Raw genomic sequence first — 14,833 nt, forward strand, 5'->3', positions numbered from 1 at the left:
CTTTGTCTCTTTGTTACTAAAAACAACTATATTTTCTTGACATACTGCGTGATAATCACAATCTGTTGACCATCAACTTTTCCTTCAATATATTCAGCATTTTCGTGGTCTAAGCGAATGTTTCTAACAGCAGTTCCTTGTTTGGCAACCATGCTTGATCCTTTTACTTTTAAATCTTTGATTAAAACTACAGAATCTCCGTGTTGTAAAACCACTCCGTTGCTATCGCGGTGAACGAGCTTGTTTTCGTCGTCTTCGCCTTCGCCAGTTGCTTTTGCCCATTCTAGCGTATCTTCGTCTAGGTACATCATGTCAAGTAATTCCTGAGGCCATCCTGCAGCGCGCAATCTGCTTAACATTCTCCATGCTACCACTTGAACTGGAATATTTTCATTCCACATACTGTCGTTAAGGCATCTCCAGTGATTTACATTTACGTTGTCTGGATTTTCAATCTGATCAATACAAGTGTTACAGGCAAATACAGCTTCATCAATTCCGCCTTTTCTTGTTGGCAGGACTTGATAAGCTTTTAAATTCTCTTCATTTCCGCAAAGTTCACATTTAGATCCGCTACGTTTGCTTAATTCTCTCTCGATGCTCATTATTTCTCGTTTATTTTAAAAATGCGAAATTACTTATAATTTGCTTCGCTTACAAATATTAAATTTTAAAGATTGATAACTAATTTTATTTCTTAACCCTTACAGCGTCTGGAACCAGCATTTCGTATTCACCTCCATGGCGCAATACATCGCGTACAATACTAGAACTGATAAATGAAGTACTAGCTGCAGTCAATAAAAATACGGTTTCGATTTTTGAAAGTTTTCTGTTGGTGTGCGCAATTGCTTTTTCGAATTCGAAATCGGCAGGATTTCTAAGACCTCTTAGAATAAAATTCGCTTTTTCTTTTTTCGCCAAATCGATTGTTAATCCTTCATAAGTAATAACCGAAACTTTTGGCTCGTCCTTAAAAGTTTCTTCAATAAAACGTTTCCTTTCTTCTAATGAAAACATGTATTTTTTTTCGGCATTGACACCAATAGCAATTACAATTTCATCAAACAAAGGAATTCCTCTTTTGATGATGTCTTCGTGTCCTAAAGTAATTGGGTCAAAGGATCCTGGGAATATGGCTTTTCGCATTTTTTTTGAGGTTCTAAGGTTCTGAGTGGCTAAGGTACTAAGGTTTTTATTTAATGGAAGAGGCTTCGACTTCGCTCAGCCTGACAATATGCGCTTGAAAAAAGAAGATGCTAAGATCTTAGAACCTTAGCATCTTAGTATCTTAGCACCTTTAAGAGAGCGCTAGCTCTATTGCATTTGTAAATAATTCTTCAAGAGAAATTCCCGCTGCTTTTGCTTGTTGTGGGATCAAACTTTCGGTTGTTAAACCTGGAATTGTATTCATTTCAAGCATAAATGGTTCGTTGTTCACAATAATGAACTCGCTTCTTGAGAAACCTTTCATTTTTAAAACTTCGTAGGCACGTTTTGCTGTTTCTCCAACTTTTTGTGTCAGTTCATCAGAGATTCTCGCTGGTGTGATTTCTTGTGATTTTCCTTCGTATTTTGCTTCGTAATCGAAGAAATCATTGTCTGATACAATTTCTGTAATTGGCAATACTTTTATTTCTCCTTTGTAATTGATTACGCCAACTGAAACCTCAGTTCCATCAAGGAAACTTTCTATGATAATTTCGTTGTCTTCTTTGTAAGCGACTTCAATTGCAATTGGAAGTTCAGCTTCAGATTTTACTTTTGAGATTCCGAAACTAGAACCTGCTTTATTTGGTTTTACGAAGCATGGTAAGCCTACTTTTTTAACGATTTCGGCTGTGTTAATTTCGTCTCCTTTGTTTAGGTAATATGAAATTGCCGTTTTGATTCCGTATGGTTTTAAAACGGATAACAAATCTCTTTTGTTGAAAGTCAAAGCCGATTGGTAATAATCGCAAGATGATTGTGGCAGGCCAATTAAATCAAAATAAGCTTGCATTAATCCATCTTCTCCTGGGGTTCCGTGGATGGCATTGAAAACACAGTCAAAAGTGATTTTTTCGCCATTTACAGTTACTGAGAAATCATTTCTGTCAATTGGGAATTCGGCGTCGTTTGCATCTACATAAACCCATTTTTCTTTGAAAATATGAATTCGGAATCCGTTGTATTTTGTTTTGTCAAGATATTGATATACAACGTTTCCGCTGATAAGCGAAATTTTGTATTCGCTTGAATATCCGCCCATGATAATGGCAATGTTTTTCATTGACTTTCTATTTATTTGTTTAATCGTTAATTTGTTTAATCGAGATTTTCTTTTGAAACCGAGTGCCCTAGCCCTGATGGGAGCGGCATCCTTTTGTGCCGGGGTTCGGCGCAAAAGATACAGCGGACAGCAGGAAACAGCTCCTAAAAATTGAAATTTTAAATTCTAAAATACCAAATTCCGAAGATTTTAGTTTTTAATAGAAATAACAATCGCAGAGCATTTTTGTTTTAAACAAAATTATCATTTTTTTTGAAATGAAATACTTTATCTTTGCGTTCATCTAAAAATTAATTTATGAGTTTACGTAAGTATTTAACTAGCCGCGTATTTTTTTTACAATTGTTAAGTGCTGCAGCTATCATTGCAGTTTTGGGTTATTTGTTTATGCATTGGTTGACTTTTACAACTGATCATGGGCATGAAATTGCGGTTCCAAATTTATCTAAATTGACAGAAGAGCAAGTTGAGGACAAACTTGATGAACTGGATTTAGATTATGTGCTTTTGGACAGTGTTGATTACCGAAGTGAATATCCGAAATTTAGTGTTGTCGAGCAAGATCCGTTGCCGGGAACGATGGTTAAAGTAGGTAGAAAAATATATATCAAAATTAATGCATCGGGATTTTCATCTGTTAAGATTCCTGATTTAATTGAAAAAACATATCGTGAAGCAGTTCCAACATTGAAAGCTTTAGGGCTTGAGCCAGGAACTATTACTTATATTCCGAATCTTGGAAAAGATATGGTTTTGGAAATGCGTTACAAAGGAAGAAATTTAAAAGTAGGAGACCGTGTTTTGAAAGCGTCTAAAATTGATTTGGTTTTAGGAGATGGAAAAGCGAGTTATGTAGATGATAGTCAGGCAGACAGTACTGCAACTGCACCTGTAGAAACCCCACAAGATGAACAATAATATTGAAGAAAACTTAGATCTGGAAGACGAATTATTCGAACATTACAGATTTGAAGTGCCTAAAGGTCAAGCGTTTTTGCGTATTGACAAATATTTAATGTATTTGATTCCGAATGCCACGCGAAATAAAATTCAGAATGCGGCAACAAATGGGAATATTTTTGTGAATGATATTCCGGTAAAATCAAATTATAAAGTAAAACCTTTTGATGTGATAACAGTGATGTTGTCGCATCCTCCATTTGAAAATAGGGTGGATCCTGAGGATATTCCACTGGATATCGTTTATGAAGATGATGCACTTTTGCTGATCAATAAACCACCCGGATTGGTTGTACACCCAGGTCATGGCAATTATACCGGAACTTTGGTGAATGCGTTGGCATTTCATTTTGAAAATCTGCCAATGAACAGCAGTGAGCGCCCTGGATTGGTTCACAGAATTGACAAAGATACTTCTGGACTTTTGGTTGTGGCGAAAACGGAAGCAGCAATGACACATTTAGCGAAACAATTTGAAGCTAAAACGACAGAACGCGAGTATATTGCTCTAGTTTGGGGAAATGTCGTTGCAGATAGTGGTACAATTGAAGGAAACTTAGCAAGGCATTTAAAAGACCGCATGCAAATGGCTGTTTTTGATGATCCTGAAATTGGAAAACCAGCTATTACGCATTATAAAGTTTTGGAACGTTTTGGTTACGTGACCTTGGTTTCGTGCAAACTGGAAACAGGAAGAACACACCAGATTCGTGCGCACATGAAACATATTGGGCATCCGTTATTTAATGATGAGCGTTACGGCGGCCATTTGATTTTGAAAGGAACAACGTTTACAAAATACAAACAGTTTATTGAAAATTGTTTTAAAGCGTTGCCGCGTCAGGCACTGCATGCTAAAACGCTTGGTTTTGTTCATCCAAACACAGGTGAAATGATGCGTTTTGATACTGAACTTCCTCAAGATTTTAAGGATTGTATCGAGAAATGGCAAAATTATGTGAAATCGCACAATACTGAGGAGGAGAACTGAATTAGATAATGTGTCAATTAGAAAATTAGATAATTTCTTTTAATGAAAAAACAAAAAGCTCCTGATGGAGCTTTTTGTTTTTTTTAAGATATTTTTATAATCAATTTGATATTCCGTAGAGGACGCACCACAGTGCGTCTAACATATTGTGGATATTCGTTGCGTAGGCGCACTGCAGTGCGCCTCTACAGATGTGCTTTGTGTTATAATTGCGATATTATCGAATTGCCAAATTATCTAATTTTCTAATTGCCCAATTATTTTATTTGTCCTGTTGAACCTGTTGCTGATGGCAGAAGTTCAAATACTGAAGTAGGAGCTAATCCAGATTCGATACGATGTAAAACGTACAGTATAGATACATTTGTTTCTTGTTTTATCGTATTGATAAGCTGAATTACCAAATCTACATTTTCATCGTCTAAACCTTCTACAGGTTCATCTAAAATTAATAATGGCGGATGTTTTAAAACGGCACGAACGATTAACCCAACTCTTTGTTGTCCGATAGAAAGATCGATGAAACGCTTTTTTCTTAGATGTGTCATTTCAATCACTTCCAGCCATTGTGTTACGATATTTTTTTGATGTGTTGTAGGTTCTGTATACAGCCCAATCTGGTCAAAGAAACCTGATAGAATCATTTGTTCTAAAGTATGACCTTTTTGAAACAAATCCATCATTGCGGTGGTGTAAATACCGATTTGTTTCTTGATGTCCCAAACGCTTTCTCCAGTTCCTTTTTTTCTTCCGAATAAAAATAAATCTTGTCCAAAGCCTTTTGGATTATCGCCCGTAATTAAAGATAAAATGGTGCTTTTTCCCGAGCCGTTTGGCCCGATTAGTTGCCAAAATTCGCCTTGTTTTATTGTCCATGAAATATTATCGAGAATCTTTCTTTCGTCATAGCTTACAGAAACATTTTCCAGTCTTATTAATTCATTTTCAGGAAAAGTATGAACTTCTGTTGCTTTTGGAATTGCAGTTGTGTTTAAGGTCTTGAAATGATTTTCGTTTTTTACAAATGGATGGAGTTCAAAAGTATTGTCTTTGATTTGAGCTTTGTTTGGAACAAATTCAAGTACATCAACAGTACGATTTAAGAGCTGGATAATTGCAATGTTATTTGTGAGATCTTTTAAAGAATCAGCTAAAACGACTCTCGAAGCCTGATCTAAATGATCAAAAGGATTGTCGAAAATGATAAAATCTGGCTTTTGATTGATGCAGTATTTTAAAAACTCTTTTTTGCGTTCGCCAGACGAAAAAGTTCGAAGTTGTCTGTGCGACTCTGGTGAAGCTTCTACGCTGTCATATTGGAACTCTTTTTCAATGAATTTTTCGATCGCGATATCAGAAAACAGTATTCCTTTTTGAGTATTAAAAACAGCTAATTCTCCAGTTGCTTCGCCATTTAATATGTTGTCGATTAGTTTTTTTTTATTTACCTGATTTGATAAAAGTATATCCCAGTGTTGCATTATAAATTCTTAAAATAATTATTCTATTTTTTTTGTTGCCATTTCGCGATCATTTCTTGACCATTCGCTCCATGAACCAACGTAAAGTTTCGGAATCGGAATTCCTGCGTAATCCATTGCCAATAGGGTGTGACAGGCCGTTACACCTGAGCCACAGTGCACAATTACATTTTCTGGATTGATATTGCCTAAAATGGCTGTATATTTTTCATTTAAATCCTCTCGTGATTTGTAAAATCCGTTTTCATCTAAATTTTCACTAAACGGAACATTGATTGCGCCAGGAATATGCCCAGCAATTAAATCCAGCGGTTCTGTCAAACCATCAAATCGATTTTTATCTCTAACATCGATTACGATGTTTTGATCGTTTTTACGTGCTTTTTCGACCTCTTCAATATCGGCGACAGCTAATTTCCAATTTGAAACAGGATAATTGCTTTTTTCAAATTGTTCTATTTCTGAATTTACAGGAAACCCAGCTTTGATAGCTTCCTGCAAACCACCGTTTAAAACCTGAATTTTTTCATGTCCAATTGATTTCAGCATCCACCAAAATCTCGAAGCCGCATTTGAGCCGTTTTTGTCGTCATAAATTATGATATGGCTTTCTGGTGAAATTCCTGTTTTAGAAAGTACATCGGAGAATTTTTCTAAAGAAGGAAGTGGATGCCTTCCACCATTTTTCGGGTTGCAGTCAACTGTTGCCAAATCTTTGTTCAAATCAACGTAGCGAGCACTTTTTAAATGCTCTTTTTCGTAATTTTCTTGAGCATTTAATCCTGCTCTTGCGTCGATTAAAACAATGGCTTTTGAATGTGACAATTGAATTAATTCTTGAGGATCAATAAGAGATGACAATTTAGACATTTTGAAGAAGTTTATTTTTTTGATTTTCCAAATACCTGTAAAGCATTCAAAATTAATTTGTTTTGATTTTCGTTCTCAAAAGTGTATGACAAACTTTTATTCGTTCCGTGTTCATAATCAATATCATTATGCCCCATGTTTACATAAAGCATTTTGTATTTTTTATTAGTCCAAACAACAGGGTAATACCCGCTGTGCCAAATTTCATGTGCTTTTGGCCCAGTTCCTAATGGAAAACTGCTCTCATCGATCACCAGAAGGATTTTTATGTCTGGATTTTTTGTCAAATCATTGCTCCATCGGTACCATTCATTCGGTTGTGATTTAAAGGTTTTTGGGATATTTTTAGTGATTGGATCTTGATTCTCAACTCTCAAAATGGCTGATGTTGGTCGCCAAGTATTGCTTCCGTATTCACCAGAACCTAAAAACGTATTATGATACCAGTCCCAGTTTTGCGCATACGAAGAATCATTCAAAGCAAAGGCTGAAAAGTGAAATCCAATAAAACCGCCTCCATTTTCCATATATTTTTGGAAGGCTTCGCGTTGCGCTGGAGTTTCTGGTCGAGTGTCTAAAAACAATACAACTTGATATTTTGCTAAAAATTTTGCATTCAAATTGTCCCAATTGCTTGTAGAATCGTATTCAAAATGATTTTCTTCTGCAACTTTTGGAAACCATTTATTGGCTTCATGCACAAAACTAATGTGTGCTTGATCATTTTTGGCAGTATAAAATGCAATTACTTTAAACTTAGTTTTTTCTTTTTTATGTTGTGAAAAGGCTGTAAAGCAAACCAACAAAAAGGCAATTAAAATATTTGTTTTAAAAACTGAATTTATTCTCTTGAAAATCTTCATATCTATTTAAAATTAGCTTGGAATTTTTTCAATTAAAATTTCATTTTCGGCACTATCAAAATAAGTACAAGTCATTTCGATAATATCGACGCGCCATTTTGCGATACCACATTGTCCGCAATGATTGCAGAAAGTCAGATAATCAGTTTCTCCGTGCTGGTGTTTTACCAAAAATTCGATAAAAAGTTCTTTGTTGACAGATGAAGCAACAGAAATGGTGCTGTATTTTTCATCTGAAGAAACAGAATAATTGTTCACGCCAAAATATTCTGCATGTCCGTCATTCACGTAAGTGTCATATCCTTTTACGCCCAGAATGATTAAATCTTGTATATAATTTGGGAAATCAGCTCCGCTTTTTACTTTAGCATGTGCGTCTTTTATTTGTTCGATTGTAAACATAGTTTGTGGTTTTAAATTAGTTATTATAAAAGTTTTCGCCCAGAATTCACGAATTTTTATTTAAGAATTAATTTAAAGTAATTCGTGAATTCGTGGCTTTTAAAAATTATTCTTTCAAAAATACGATTAATGGTTTTATAAATTGGTCAAAAGATTCAATATGTGGCAAATGTCCTGTGTTTGGAATTTCAACCAGTTTTGAATTCGGAATTGCTTTTTGAGTTCGTTTTCCTAATTCGGCGTAATTTCCCATTGTTGCTTGAATGTCTTCAGAAACCAAGGGTTTTCCTAAAGCCGTTTTGTCTCTTGTTCCAATGATTAAAAGCGTAGGAACCTGAATGTTTTTGAATTCATATAAAACGGGTTGCGTAAAAATCATTTCATATAAAAGTGCCGAATTCCACGCTACTTTGTCGTAATCAGGAGCGGTTGTCCAACCTGCGCTGAGTTCAGCCCATTTTTGGTAATCGGCATTCCATTTTCCGTTGTAATAATTGGCCATTTGGTAATTTTTAATCGACTGAAAATTTTGTTTTTGCTCCGATTCGTACCACCAATCCACAGGTTTGTATGGAACGACTAATTTCCAATCTTCTAAACCAATTGGATTTTCAAGAACTAATTTTTCAGTCATTTCTGGATACATCAACGCAAATCGTGTAGCGAGCATACCACCCATTGAATGACCAAGAATAGTAGCTTTTCCAATTCCAAGATGATCCAATAATTTTTTGGTATTTTCTGCCAATTGCTGAAAAGTATATTGAAAATTATCTGGTTTTGATGATTTTCCAAAGCCAATTTGATCCGGAACAATTACACGGTAACCAGCAGCGTTTAATGCTTTTATTGTAGTTTCCCAATACGCACCATTAAAATTTTTTCCGTGAAGCAATACCACATTTTTGTTGTTATAGTTTTCAGGAACAACATCCATATAAAACATTTGCATGTATTGGCGCTGATTGCTTAATTCCAAAAATTGAACAGGAAAAGGATATTCGTAATTTGTTAAATTAATATCTAAAGGCTTGATATTGAAATCTTGAGCAGGTGCCAAAAAAGGAAATAGGAACAATAAAAGCTTTGCAATTTTCATTTTGGAGCAGATTATATGTTAAAAGCATAAAATTACCGTTAACCAATTTGAAATGCAAAGAATACTCTCTTAAAGTTATCAGAAAAAAAGCTTTTGAAATAGTTTGATAGCTTTTATTGCCAATTATCGATGATTTATTGAAATTTTATCGATTAAATGATATCGATTTTGAAAATAATGCATTTTGACGAGTAATGTAGCACTTCAGGGAGCTTCTTTTATTAACAGGAAAATTGTATGTAATTTAGTATCAGAATGTTGTTAGCTAAAAAATAGTATTATGAGAAAAGCAATACTTTTGTTCCTGCTCACAGTCCCCACATTTGCCCAAGAACTCAATACATTTGATTTCGCCGTTATAAACTCAACCTTAATTTCTGCAAATATCGATCTTGATAAAGGACGGAGTGTGGTCGCTGCCAATGAAGATCAATATTCGGCTTATTTTCAGTACGCCTTTAGTATGTGTGATGACGACATTATTTTCGGCGCTGGAATCGACAAGTCGGAAATTGATCGAACTTACATTGGCTACATCGGAAAAATTTGCGGTAAATTCAGAGCCACAATTGGAGTTGGTTATTTTGAATCGCGGAGCGGCTATGATGGAACTTTTACAGGTTTCAGTATTTCGTGGCATTTCTCTGAAAACACTTATATAGGTGGAAATCTAGAAAATCTGCATTCTACAAGTGTTGATTACGAAACCGATGAAAGTTTTGATTATTACAAAAAGTTAGTTCCGAAAGTTTTTGGAAGCTATGAAATTATTCCACATGTGATTGCTTTTGGACAATTAAGTTCAAGAGTGAATGATATTGCCCTGAAATATCAAGTTCGCCGATTTTCTGCTGGCGGGTTTTATTCAGGACATTCAGTAGGAGGAATCTTCGGAACTGTAAATGTTGGCCGATTTGCCTTTTCCTGCAGTACGACTTTTGAGAAAGTAAATTTTGGACTTAAGTTTGAATAAAAGATCCTCTATATTTTCTAACACATAGAAACATAGATTTATTTAGCGAAAAGAGTTGAGAAAGAAACTAGTTTCCAACACATAGTCCCGAAGTCTCGGGATGCATTTAAATTAGTGAAACGCCTTATTTTAAACTATAGGATCTATGATTCTATGTGTTGAAATTAATTATTGCTTGATTGTCACCACTCTTTGTGGATATGGAATATCGATTTTCGCTTCATCAAAACGTTTTTTAATGCTTTGAAGCAAATCACAATACATAACAAAACCTTCGGTAGAGTTTTTTGCCCAGGCCCACGCTTTTAAATTTACGCTAGAATCTGCCAGCGCAACAACGCGAGCCACGACTAATGGTGTGTTTTGCTTTTTGGCTTCGGCAGTTCTGGTGTCAATAAAAAATGGATGTTTGGCAATTTCATCTTGCATGATTTTTAATGCTTCTTCGATATTTGATTCATAGCCAATTCCGATTTCTATTATTTTACAGCATTTTGTGTCGTGCATATTGGTGTTTACAATAATTTGAGCGCTGATTACAGAATTAGGAATAATGATTCGGTTGTTTTCAGCATCTTTCAGAACAACTTGTCTTAAATTAATATCTTCAACTGTTCCGACAAAATTATTGATTGTGATTTTATCGTTGATTTTGAAAGGTTTGAAAATAACTAAAAATATTCCGCTAACAATATTGCTCAACGCTTGCTGAGAAGCCAAACCAGCAACGAGAGAAATAACGCCGGCGCCGGCTAAAAAGGAATGTCCGATGATTTTAAACTCGGGAATTTGGATTAGGGCAAAAGCAAATCCAAGAATGTAAATTACGGTTATGACCAAATGTTTTAAGAATCTAAAACCAGTGGCATCATATTCTTTGTCATTTAGTTTTCGGTATAAAAAATAACGAAGAATTTTATCTGTTAAAGCGCCCAAAACTATTGTAACGATAGCGATAATAACAATAAAAAATACAATTCTAAAGTCTTTTACGTAATCAATCATAAATTTTGATTTTGAGAAAAAAAATCCAAAAAACAATTTTTGAATATTGCTTTTTGGATTTTATAAAGTTAAGACAAATATTTGTTCGATTTTATAGTCCAACAAAATCATCGCTTTTTGGGAAAATGCTCAACGCTTCAATTGCTATTTCTGGCGTTGGAGAAGCTAGTTTTCTAAGTTTTGTGTCCATCCATGCGCCGTCAACGGTAATGGTTGCACAAAGTGTATCATCTTCTCTTTTAAACTCATGAATGATTGACCAGCGCGAAGCATCGGCTTTCATTTTTGATGTTTTGGTATGAATGAATATTTTGTCTGAAAGTTTTAATTCTTTTCTGAAAACACATTCTTCTCTAAATAAAACCGGTCCAAAACCTTGTGTCTGCATTACTTTCAAAGTCAAACCAAGTTCTTCGAGGATTTCAATACGATGCTGTGCACCAAAATCATAATAAGCACTGTGGCGAACGTGAAAATTTGGGTCTAAATCGGACCAGCGAAAAGAAATTTCTTTAATAAATGAAGCCATTTTGTAATTGTAATTAATGAGAAACCGAAATTACGAATAAAAAATAGACGAATAACACAAAATTACTATGCATGCATATTTTTATTGTTTTTCTTTAAGGGAAATATTTTCATTATACTCTTTCAACTAAACAGTTATAGCAACCAGGTTTTGCATTGTGAATGTGGATGTAATCTATTTTTTCGTTTTCAAAAGCCTTAAAAATCTGTTCCTTAAGATTATTTCCTTCTATTACGGTTGCTTCCTTCATAATACCGTTTTTGTCATAACCACGGAGTGAAAGTAACCTATGATTGAGCATTGTTGGTATTTCGTTGTTTTTAAATATTGGGGTGCTGGCTCTTTGTCGAATGAAAATTGGTCCGCTAGCTTGATACGGCGAGTTTGTTTTGTGATGCTGATATGGCAAGAGAATAACTTCTTCTCCTATTTCTGCATCTTCGAGACTTAATCTACAAGGAAATCCAGGAAACTTATCAACTGTCATTTTAATTGCACCAATTTTTTCTAGTTCTAAATCAGTTAATTCAAATAATCCTAAAAACTGAAGATGATTTAAAGGAAGAATTTTAAAATTTGCTTTCATATTTTTTTTTAAGCAAAAATCTTTTGTTTTAGAATATTAGAAAATCCAAATCTTGCTATTTTTGAATTATTTCTATAGATGTATGAGAATGGATTATTTTGCAAGCAGTTTTTTGATTTCAGTGGCAATGTTATCTAGATTTCCTTCAGCATTTCCTGTTGCCGTAAATTTTACAACTCCATTTTGATCGATCACGAAGTTTTTAGGAATTGAATTTGTGGCATAATCGTTCCAAATTTTTCGGTCGGCATCGATTCCGTAATTAAAATTCAGTCCGTCGCTTTTAAGTTTAATAACTTTTTTTGCCACTATTTTTTCAGCTTCTCCACTTGAAATGGCTAAAAACACAAAATTGTCGTTTTTGAATGGCTCTAGAATTTTTTCCGGAACATCATAAAATTCTTGAAGGCAAGGCGCGCACCAAGTTGCCCAAAAATTGACAAGAACCACTTTTCCTTTTAAATCGGAAAGTTTTAGTTCTTTTCCATCAACAAGTTTCAAGGTAAAATATTTGGCTTTATCGTTTACATTCAGAAGATATTCGAGATTTTCTTTTTTGGCTATTTTTTCAGGAGTTGAACTACTATTTTCTGGTTTTGCAATATCATAAATCTCGACCAAGCTTATAAACTCTTTATCTCCAATTTTATCACCAAATTTTTTTGCAAATTCATTTCTTTTTTCTTCCGAAACACCATTTGACATTGATTTTATACGCCCTTCTTTGCCATATTCTTCAAGTTGTTGCATGGTGATAATTTCATTGTTGGCTATGATTACTCTTTCAGGTTTTTTTGCGACTTTAGTTTGTGCGTAAAAGAGCGGTGTAATTAACAAAAGAGCAAAATAAATTAGTTTTTTCATGGGTTAGATTTTATAGTTTTTGATAAATATAAGAGCTTTTTGTAAGTTGATTTTTAATTGTAAGAATTCTTTAGAAAATCTTAACTATTGTTAACTGTTTAGTTTAGAGTGAAGTCGTTTTTGTTCAGAGAATTTTAGGAGAAAATCAGCGATTATTTCGGTTTCTTCAATAAGAAAGCTTGGGTTGAAATATTTAATGTAAGGAAGTAATTCATCAACTGTGAGTATTTTTACAAATTGAAACTCTTCGATTGGTTTTTTGTTGGTAAAAACAATTACGTTTTTAATCGGTACTTTTCGGTTTCCCCAATATTGCCGGGAAAAATCATGGTTTAATTTGCTTATTTGATTGTTGAAGAGCCGAAATAAAGCATAATTGGTTCTAAGGACTTGTTCAACAGGAGAGCGCAAATCGGGATTGTTTAAAGAACTGTCACTCCAGTTTTTTGTTTCGATCAGAAAAACTCCAGCGGGAGAAATCAATAGATGATCAATTTGAATCGAATGAATGCGATCGTCGTTGTTTTTATTATAGATTGGCGGATCGAAAGTGCAGCAAAAATCATTTATCAAAATGTAATCGTCGGTTAATTTTTTGAGTGTGCTTTCTACTTTTTGCTCGCCAATTGCGCCGTAAATGGTATTGCTTAGTGTTTCAATTATGTCTTTTTTCTTCTCAAAAGCTTGTAAATCATAAAAACTGCTTTCGTTTACAACATTTTGGAAATTGGCAGAAATATACTCGAATCGTTTATTTTTTCGAAAAAGCTGTTTTTTTACCTGATAATTAAAAAGAAAGATGTCGTAATGAAATTTAAGCTGTGCCGACCAAAATTTTGTGCAGATAACGAGATTGAGCCAATAGTCTTTTATTGTGGGGATAATTTTGGAATGGGTTTCCGGAAGATTTTCAATTTGGTCATTAAAATTGTCAAGTTGCTGTCTTAATTGCAGTTCGAGAACCATTTTTTTTTGTGAAATGGAAGTATTTAAATCGGATAAATCTTTTTCAAGTGCGAACTTTTCTTCTTCAATAAATAAAGTATGATTCGAAATAATTTGCTCTTCGTTGATTTGATGATTATTCCGGAAATTAATTAGTTCATTCAACGAATCAAAATGGTCAATGTTATATCTGACTAAATCAATTTGTAAAGTATTTAGACATCCGATGGTATTGTAAACTCTACACATATTCGCTCTTCATTAATTACCATGCGATATAATTTATTTAGATGTTTAGAGATTCATTTTCGATAATTCAACTTCAAGTTTATCAAAGTTTTCTTCATTTTTATCGACAACGTAGGGTTTCAGTTTTTGACATTCCTCGACGGTTTCGAAAAGCATTTTAAAAACGACTTTTGTTTTGTTTTCGTCAACCGTTTCAAAAGTTGTTAGAATTTGGAATAGTGGTTTGGAATAACGTTTCCAAGCAATAAGATTGGGTCTGTCAATTTTTATGAATTCACATTCATTGGCATAATTTCCAGCTTCAGGCCCGTGCATGATAAAGCTCCATTTGCCGCCTTCGCAAAAATTAAATTCATTGAAAGTATTGGTAAAGCCTTTTGGTCCCCACCAATTTTTCAAATGATCAGGATCACTCCAAGCTTTAAAAACCAGTTCTTGGGGAAAATTCAGAACTCGGGTTGTCACGATTTCTGATTCTGGCGTGGTTGCTGTAATTTCTGACTTCATTTTATTTTTGTTTAAGTGATTAAAAATAAAACAATTATCGCTTAATTCGGTTTTTCTTTTAAGGAATTTATTTTTTTAACAATGCTAGCGATTATTTCAAACAAGATTTTTTATTTGGTAAATAAAGAGTTTAATAAAAGATGAATTCCTTGTAATTATGTCATAATCAAAAAGTTTGTCGAAAATAATGACAGCCAAAAATAACTATGCCACACCTGTCAGACGTACAAAATGTCA

At 34.1% G+C, this 14,833-nt stretch carries 17 protein-coding genes; 3 read left to right on the forward strand and 14 right to left on the reverse strand.

All coding sequences use genetic code 11. The features are described 5' to 3' along the window. Window positions 1-26 precede the first annotated feature (26 nt). From H600_RS0113920 to H600_RS0113930, 3 genes are all read right to left on the reverse strand, one after another. Window positions 27-605, reverse strand: a complete 579-nt coding sequence (locus H600_RS0113920) for a PhnA domain-containing protein (RefSeq protein ID WP_026729361.1) — start codon at window positions 603-605, stop codon at window positions 27-29. Between the two features lie 85 nt (window positions 606-690). Continuing rightward, window positions 691-1,149, reverse strand: a complete 459-nt coding sequence (coaD, locus tag H600_RS0113925) for a pantetheine-phosphate adenylyltransferase (protein ID WP_026729362.1) — start codon at window positions 1,147-1,149, stop codon at window positions 691-693. A gap of 151 nt (window positions 1,150-1,300) precedes the next feature. Further along, a complete protein-coding gene (locus tag H600_RS0113930) occupies window positions 1,301-2,272 on the reverse strand; it encodes a D-alanine--D-alanine ligase (RefSeq protein WP_026729363.1) in 972 nt (323 codons plus the stop codon). Between the two features lie 297 nt (window positions 2,273-2,569). On the opposite strand from H600_RS0113930, the gene H600_RS0113940 reads away from it, so the two are divergent. Further along, window positions 2,570-3,190, forward strand: a complete 621-nt coding sequence (locus H600_RS0113940; protein WP_026729364.1) for a PASTA domain-containing protein — start codon at window positions 2,570-2,572, stop codon at window positions 3,188-3,190. Further along, a complete protein-coding gene (locus H600_RS0113945; RefSeq protein ID WP_026729365.1) occupies window positions 3,180-4,223 on the forward strand; it encodes an RluA family pseudouridine synthase in 1,044 nt (347 codons plus the stop codon). Before H600_RS0113940 ends, H600_RS0113945 begins: the two co-directional genes overlap by 11 nt. Before the next feature lie 257 nt (window positions 4,224-4,480). Here the strand turns inward: H600_RS0113945 and H600_RS0113950 are convergent, their stop codons facing one another. From H600_RS0113950 to H600_RS0113970, 5 genes are all read right to left on the reverse strand, one after another. Next, window positions 4,481-5,704 carry an ATP-binding cassette domain-containing protein gene (locus H600_RS0113950; RefSeq protein WP_026729366.1) on the reverse strand — a complete coding sequence of 408 codons (1,224 nt, stop codon included), beginning with the start codon at window positions 5,702-5,704 and terminating at the stop codon, window positions 4,481-4,483. 18 nt (window positions 5,705-5,722) lie between these two features. Then, window positions 5,723-6,574: a sulfurtransferase gene (locus tag H600_RS0113955; protein WP_026729367.1), complete on the reverse strand. Its 852-nt coding sequence runs from the start codon at window positions 6,572-6,574 to the stop codon at window positions 5,723-5,725. A gap of 11 nt (window positions 6,575-6,585) precedes the next feature. Then, complete coding sequence (locus H600_RS0113960; protein ID WP_026729368.1) at window positions 6,586-7,437, reverse strand: ThuA domain-containing protein; 852 nt, start codon at window positions 7,435-7,437, stop codon at window positions 6,586-6,588. A 12-nt stretch (window positions 7,438-7,449) separates the two neighbouring features. After that, window positions 7,450-7,839 carry a DUF1398 domain-containing protein gene (locus H600_RS0113965; RefSeq protein WP_026729369.1) on the reverse strand — a complete coding sequence of 130 codons (390 nt, stop codon included), beginning with the start codon at window positions 7,837-7,839 and terminating at the stop codon, window positions 7,450-7,452. Window positions 7,840-7,945: 106 nt separating this feature from the next. Then, window positions 7,946-8,938, reverse strand: a complete 993-nt coding sequence (locus H600_RS0113970; protein WP_026729370.1) for an alpha/beta fold hydrolase — start codon at window positions 8,936-8,938, stop codon at window positions 7,946-7,948. 280 nt (window positions 8,939-9,218) lie between these two features. Between H600_RS0113970 and H600_RS0113975 the strand changes: the two genes are divergently transcribed. Beyond that, window positions 9,219-9,911 carry a hypothetical protein gene (locus tag H600_RS0113975; RefSeq protein ID WP_026729371.1) on the forward strand — a complete coding sequence of 231 codons (693 nt, stop codon included), beginning with the start codon at window positions 9,219-9,221 and terminating at the stop codon, window positions 9,909-9,911. A gap of 168 nt (window positions 9,912-10,079) precedes the next feature. Here the strand turns inward: H600_RS0113975 and H600_RS0113980 are convergent, their stop codons facing one another. From H600_RS0113980 to H600_RS0114005, 6 genes are all read right to left on the reverse strand, one after another. Further along, window positions 10,080-10,916 (reverse strand): mechanosensitive ion channel family protein, encoded by an 837-nt coding sequence (locus tag H600_RS0113980; protein ID WP_026729372.1) that lies wholly within the window; start codon window positions 10,914-10,916, stop codon window positions 10,080-10,082. A gap of 91 nt (window positions 10,917-11,007) precedes the next feature. Beyond that, window positions 11,008-11,445, reverse strand: coding sequence for an acyl-CoA thioesterase (locus H600_RS0113985; protein WP_026729373.1), 438 nt, complete (start codon window positions 11,443-11,445; stop codon window positions 11,008-11,010). Window positions 11,446-11,557: 112 nt separating this feature from the next. Further along, the gene (locus tag H600_RS0113990; RefSeq protein WP_026729374.1) at window positions 11,558-12,031 is read right to left on the reverse strand and encodes a DUF1203 domain-containing protein; all 474 of its coding nucleotides are present in this window, start codon (window positions 12,029-12,031) and stop codon (window positions 11,558-11,560) included. A 93-nt stretch (window positions 12,032-12,124) separates the two neighbouring features. Continuing rightward, window positions 12,125-12,895: a TlpA disulfide reductase family protein gene (locus H600_RS22565; protein WP_051234429.1), complete on the reverse strand. Its 771-nt coding sequence runs from the start codon at window positions 12,893-12,895 to the stop codon at window positions 12,125-12,127. A 90-nt stretch (window positions 12,896-12,985) separates the two neighbouring features. Beyond that, window positions 12,986-14,089, reverse strand: a complete 1,104-nt coding sequence (locus tag H600_RS0114000; RefSeq protein WP_084157388.1) for a nuclease-related domain-containing protein — start codon at window positions 14,087-14,089, stop codon at window positions 12,986-12,988. A 45-nt stretch (window positions 14,090-14,134) separates the two neighbouring features. Further along, window positions 14,135-14,596 (reverse strand): SRPBCC family protein, encoded by a 462-nt coding sequence (locus H600_RS0114005; RefSeq protein WP_026729376.1) that lies wholly within the window; start codon window positions 14,594-14,596, stop codon window positions 14,135-14,137. Window positions 14,597-14,833 lie beyond the last annotated feature (237 nt).

Origin of the sequence: Flavobacterium denitrificans DSM 15936 (assembly GCF_000425445.1) — a bacterium.
GTDB classification, from domain to species: Bacteria; Bacteroidota; Bacteroidia; order Flavobacteriales; family Flavobacteriaceae; genus Flavobacterium; species Flavobacterium denitrificans.

What these genes read in the sequence shown, in the direction of transcription:
- H600_RS0113970 (WP_026729370.1), bottom strand. Translation starts at nt 8,938, where the DNA reads ATGAAAATTGCAAAGCTTTTATTGTTCCTATTTCCTTTTTTGGCACCT.
- H600_RS0113990 (WP_026729374.1), bottom strand. Translation starts at nt 12,031, where the DNA reads ATGAAAGCAAATTTTAAAATTCTTCCTTTAAATCATCTTCAGTTTTTA.
- H600_RS22565 (WP_051234429.1), bottom strand. Translation starts at nt 12,895, where the DNA reads ATGAAAAAACTAATTTATTTTGCTCTTTTGTTAATTACACCGCTCTTT.
- H600_RS0113975 (WP_026729371.1), top strand. Translation starts at nt 9,219, where the DNA reads ATGAGAAAAGCAATACTTTTGTTCCTGCTCACAGTCCCCACATTTGCC.
- H600_RS0113965 (WP_026729369.1), bottom strand. Translation starts at nt 7,839, where the DNA reads ATGTTTACAATCGAACAAATAAAAGACGCACATGCTAAAGTAAAAAGC.
- H600_RS0113930 (WP_026729363.1), bottom strand. Translation starts at nt 2,272, where the DNA reads ATGAAAAACATTGCCATTATCATGGGCGGATATTCAAGCGAATACAAA.
- H600_RS0113920 (WP_026729361.1), bottom strand. Translation starts at nt 605, where the DNA reads ATGAGCATCGAGAGAGAATTAAGCAAACGTAGCGGATCTAAATGTGAA.
- H600_RS0114000 (WP_084157388.1), bottom strand. Translation starts at nt 14,089, where the DNA reads ATGTGTAGAGTTTACAATACCATCGGATGTCTAAATACTTTACAAATT.
- H600_RS0113960 (WP_026729368.1), bottom strand. Translation starts at nt 7,437, where the DNA reads ATGAAGATTTTCAAGAGAATAAATTCAGTTTTTAAAACAAATATTTTA.
- H600_RS0113945 (WP_026729365.1), top strand. Translation starts at nt 3,180, where the DNA reads ATGAACAATAATATTGAAGAAAACTTAGATCTGGAAGACGAATTATTC.
- H600_RS0113955 (WP_026729367.1), bottom strand. Translation starts at nt 6,574, where the DNA reads ATGTCTAAATTGTCATCTCTTATTGATCCTCAAGAATTAATTCAATTG.
- coaD (WP_026729362.1), bottom strand. Translation starts at nt 1,149, where the DNA reads ATGCGAAAAGCCATATTCCCAGGATCCTTTGACCCAATTACTTTAGGA.
- H600_RS0114005 (WP_026729376.1), bottom strand. Translation starts at nt 14,596, where the DNA reads ATGAAGTCAGAAATTACAGCAACCACGCCAGAATCAGAAATCGTGACA.
- H600_RS0113940 (WP_026729364.1), top strand. Translation starts at nt 2,570, where the DNA reads ATGAGTTTACGTAAGTATTTAACTAGCCGCGTATTTTTTTTACAATTG.
- H600_RS0113985 (WP_026729373.1), bottom strand. Translation starts at nt 11,445, where the DNA reads ATGGCTTCATTTATTAAAGAAATTTCTTTTCGCTGGTCCGATTTAGAC.
- H600_RS0113950 (WP_026729366.1), bottom strand. Translation starts at nt 5,704, where the DNA reads ATGCAACACTGGGATATACTTTTATCAAATCAGGTAAATAAAAAAAAA.
- H600_RS0113980 (WP_026729372.1), bottom strand. Translation starts at nt 10,916, where the DNA reads ATGATTGATTACGTAAAAGACTTTAGAATTGTATTTTTTATTGTTATT.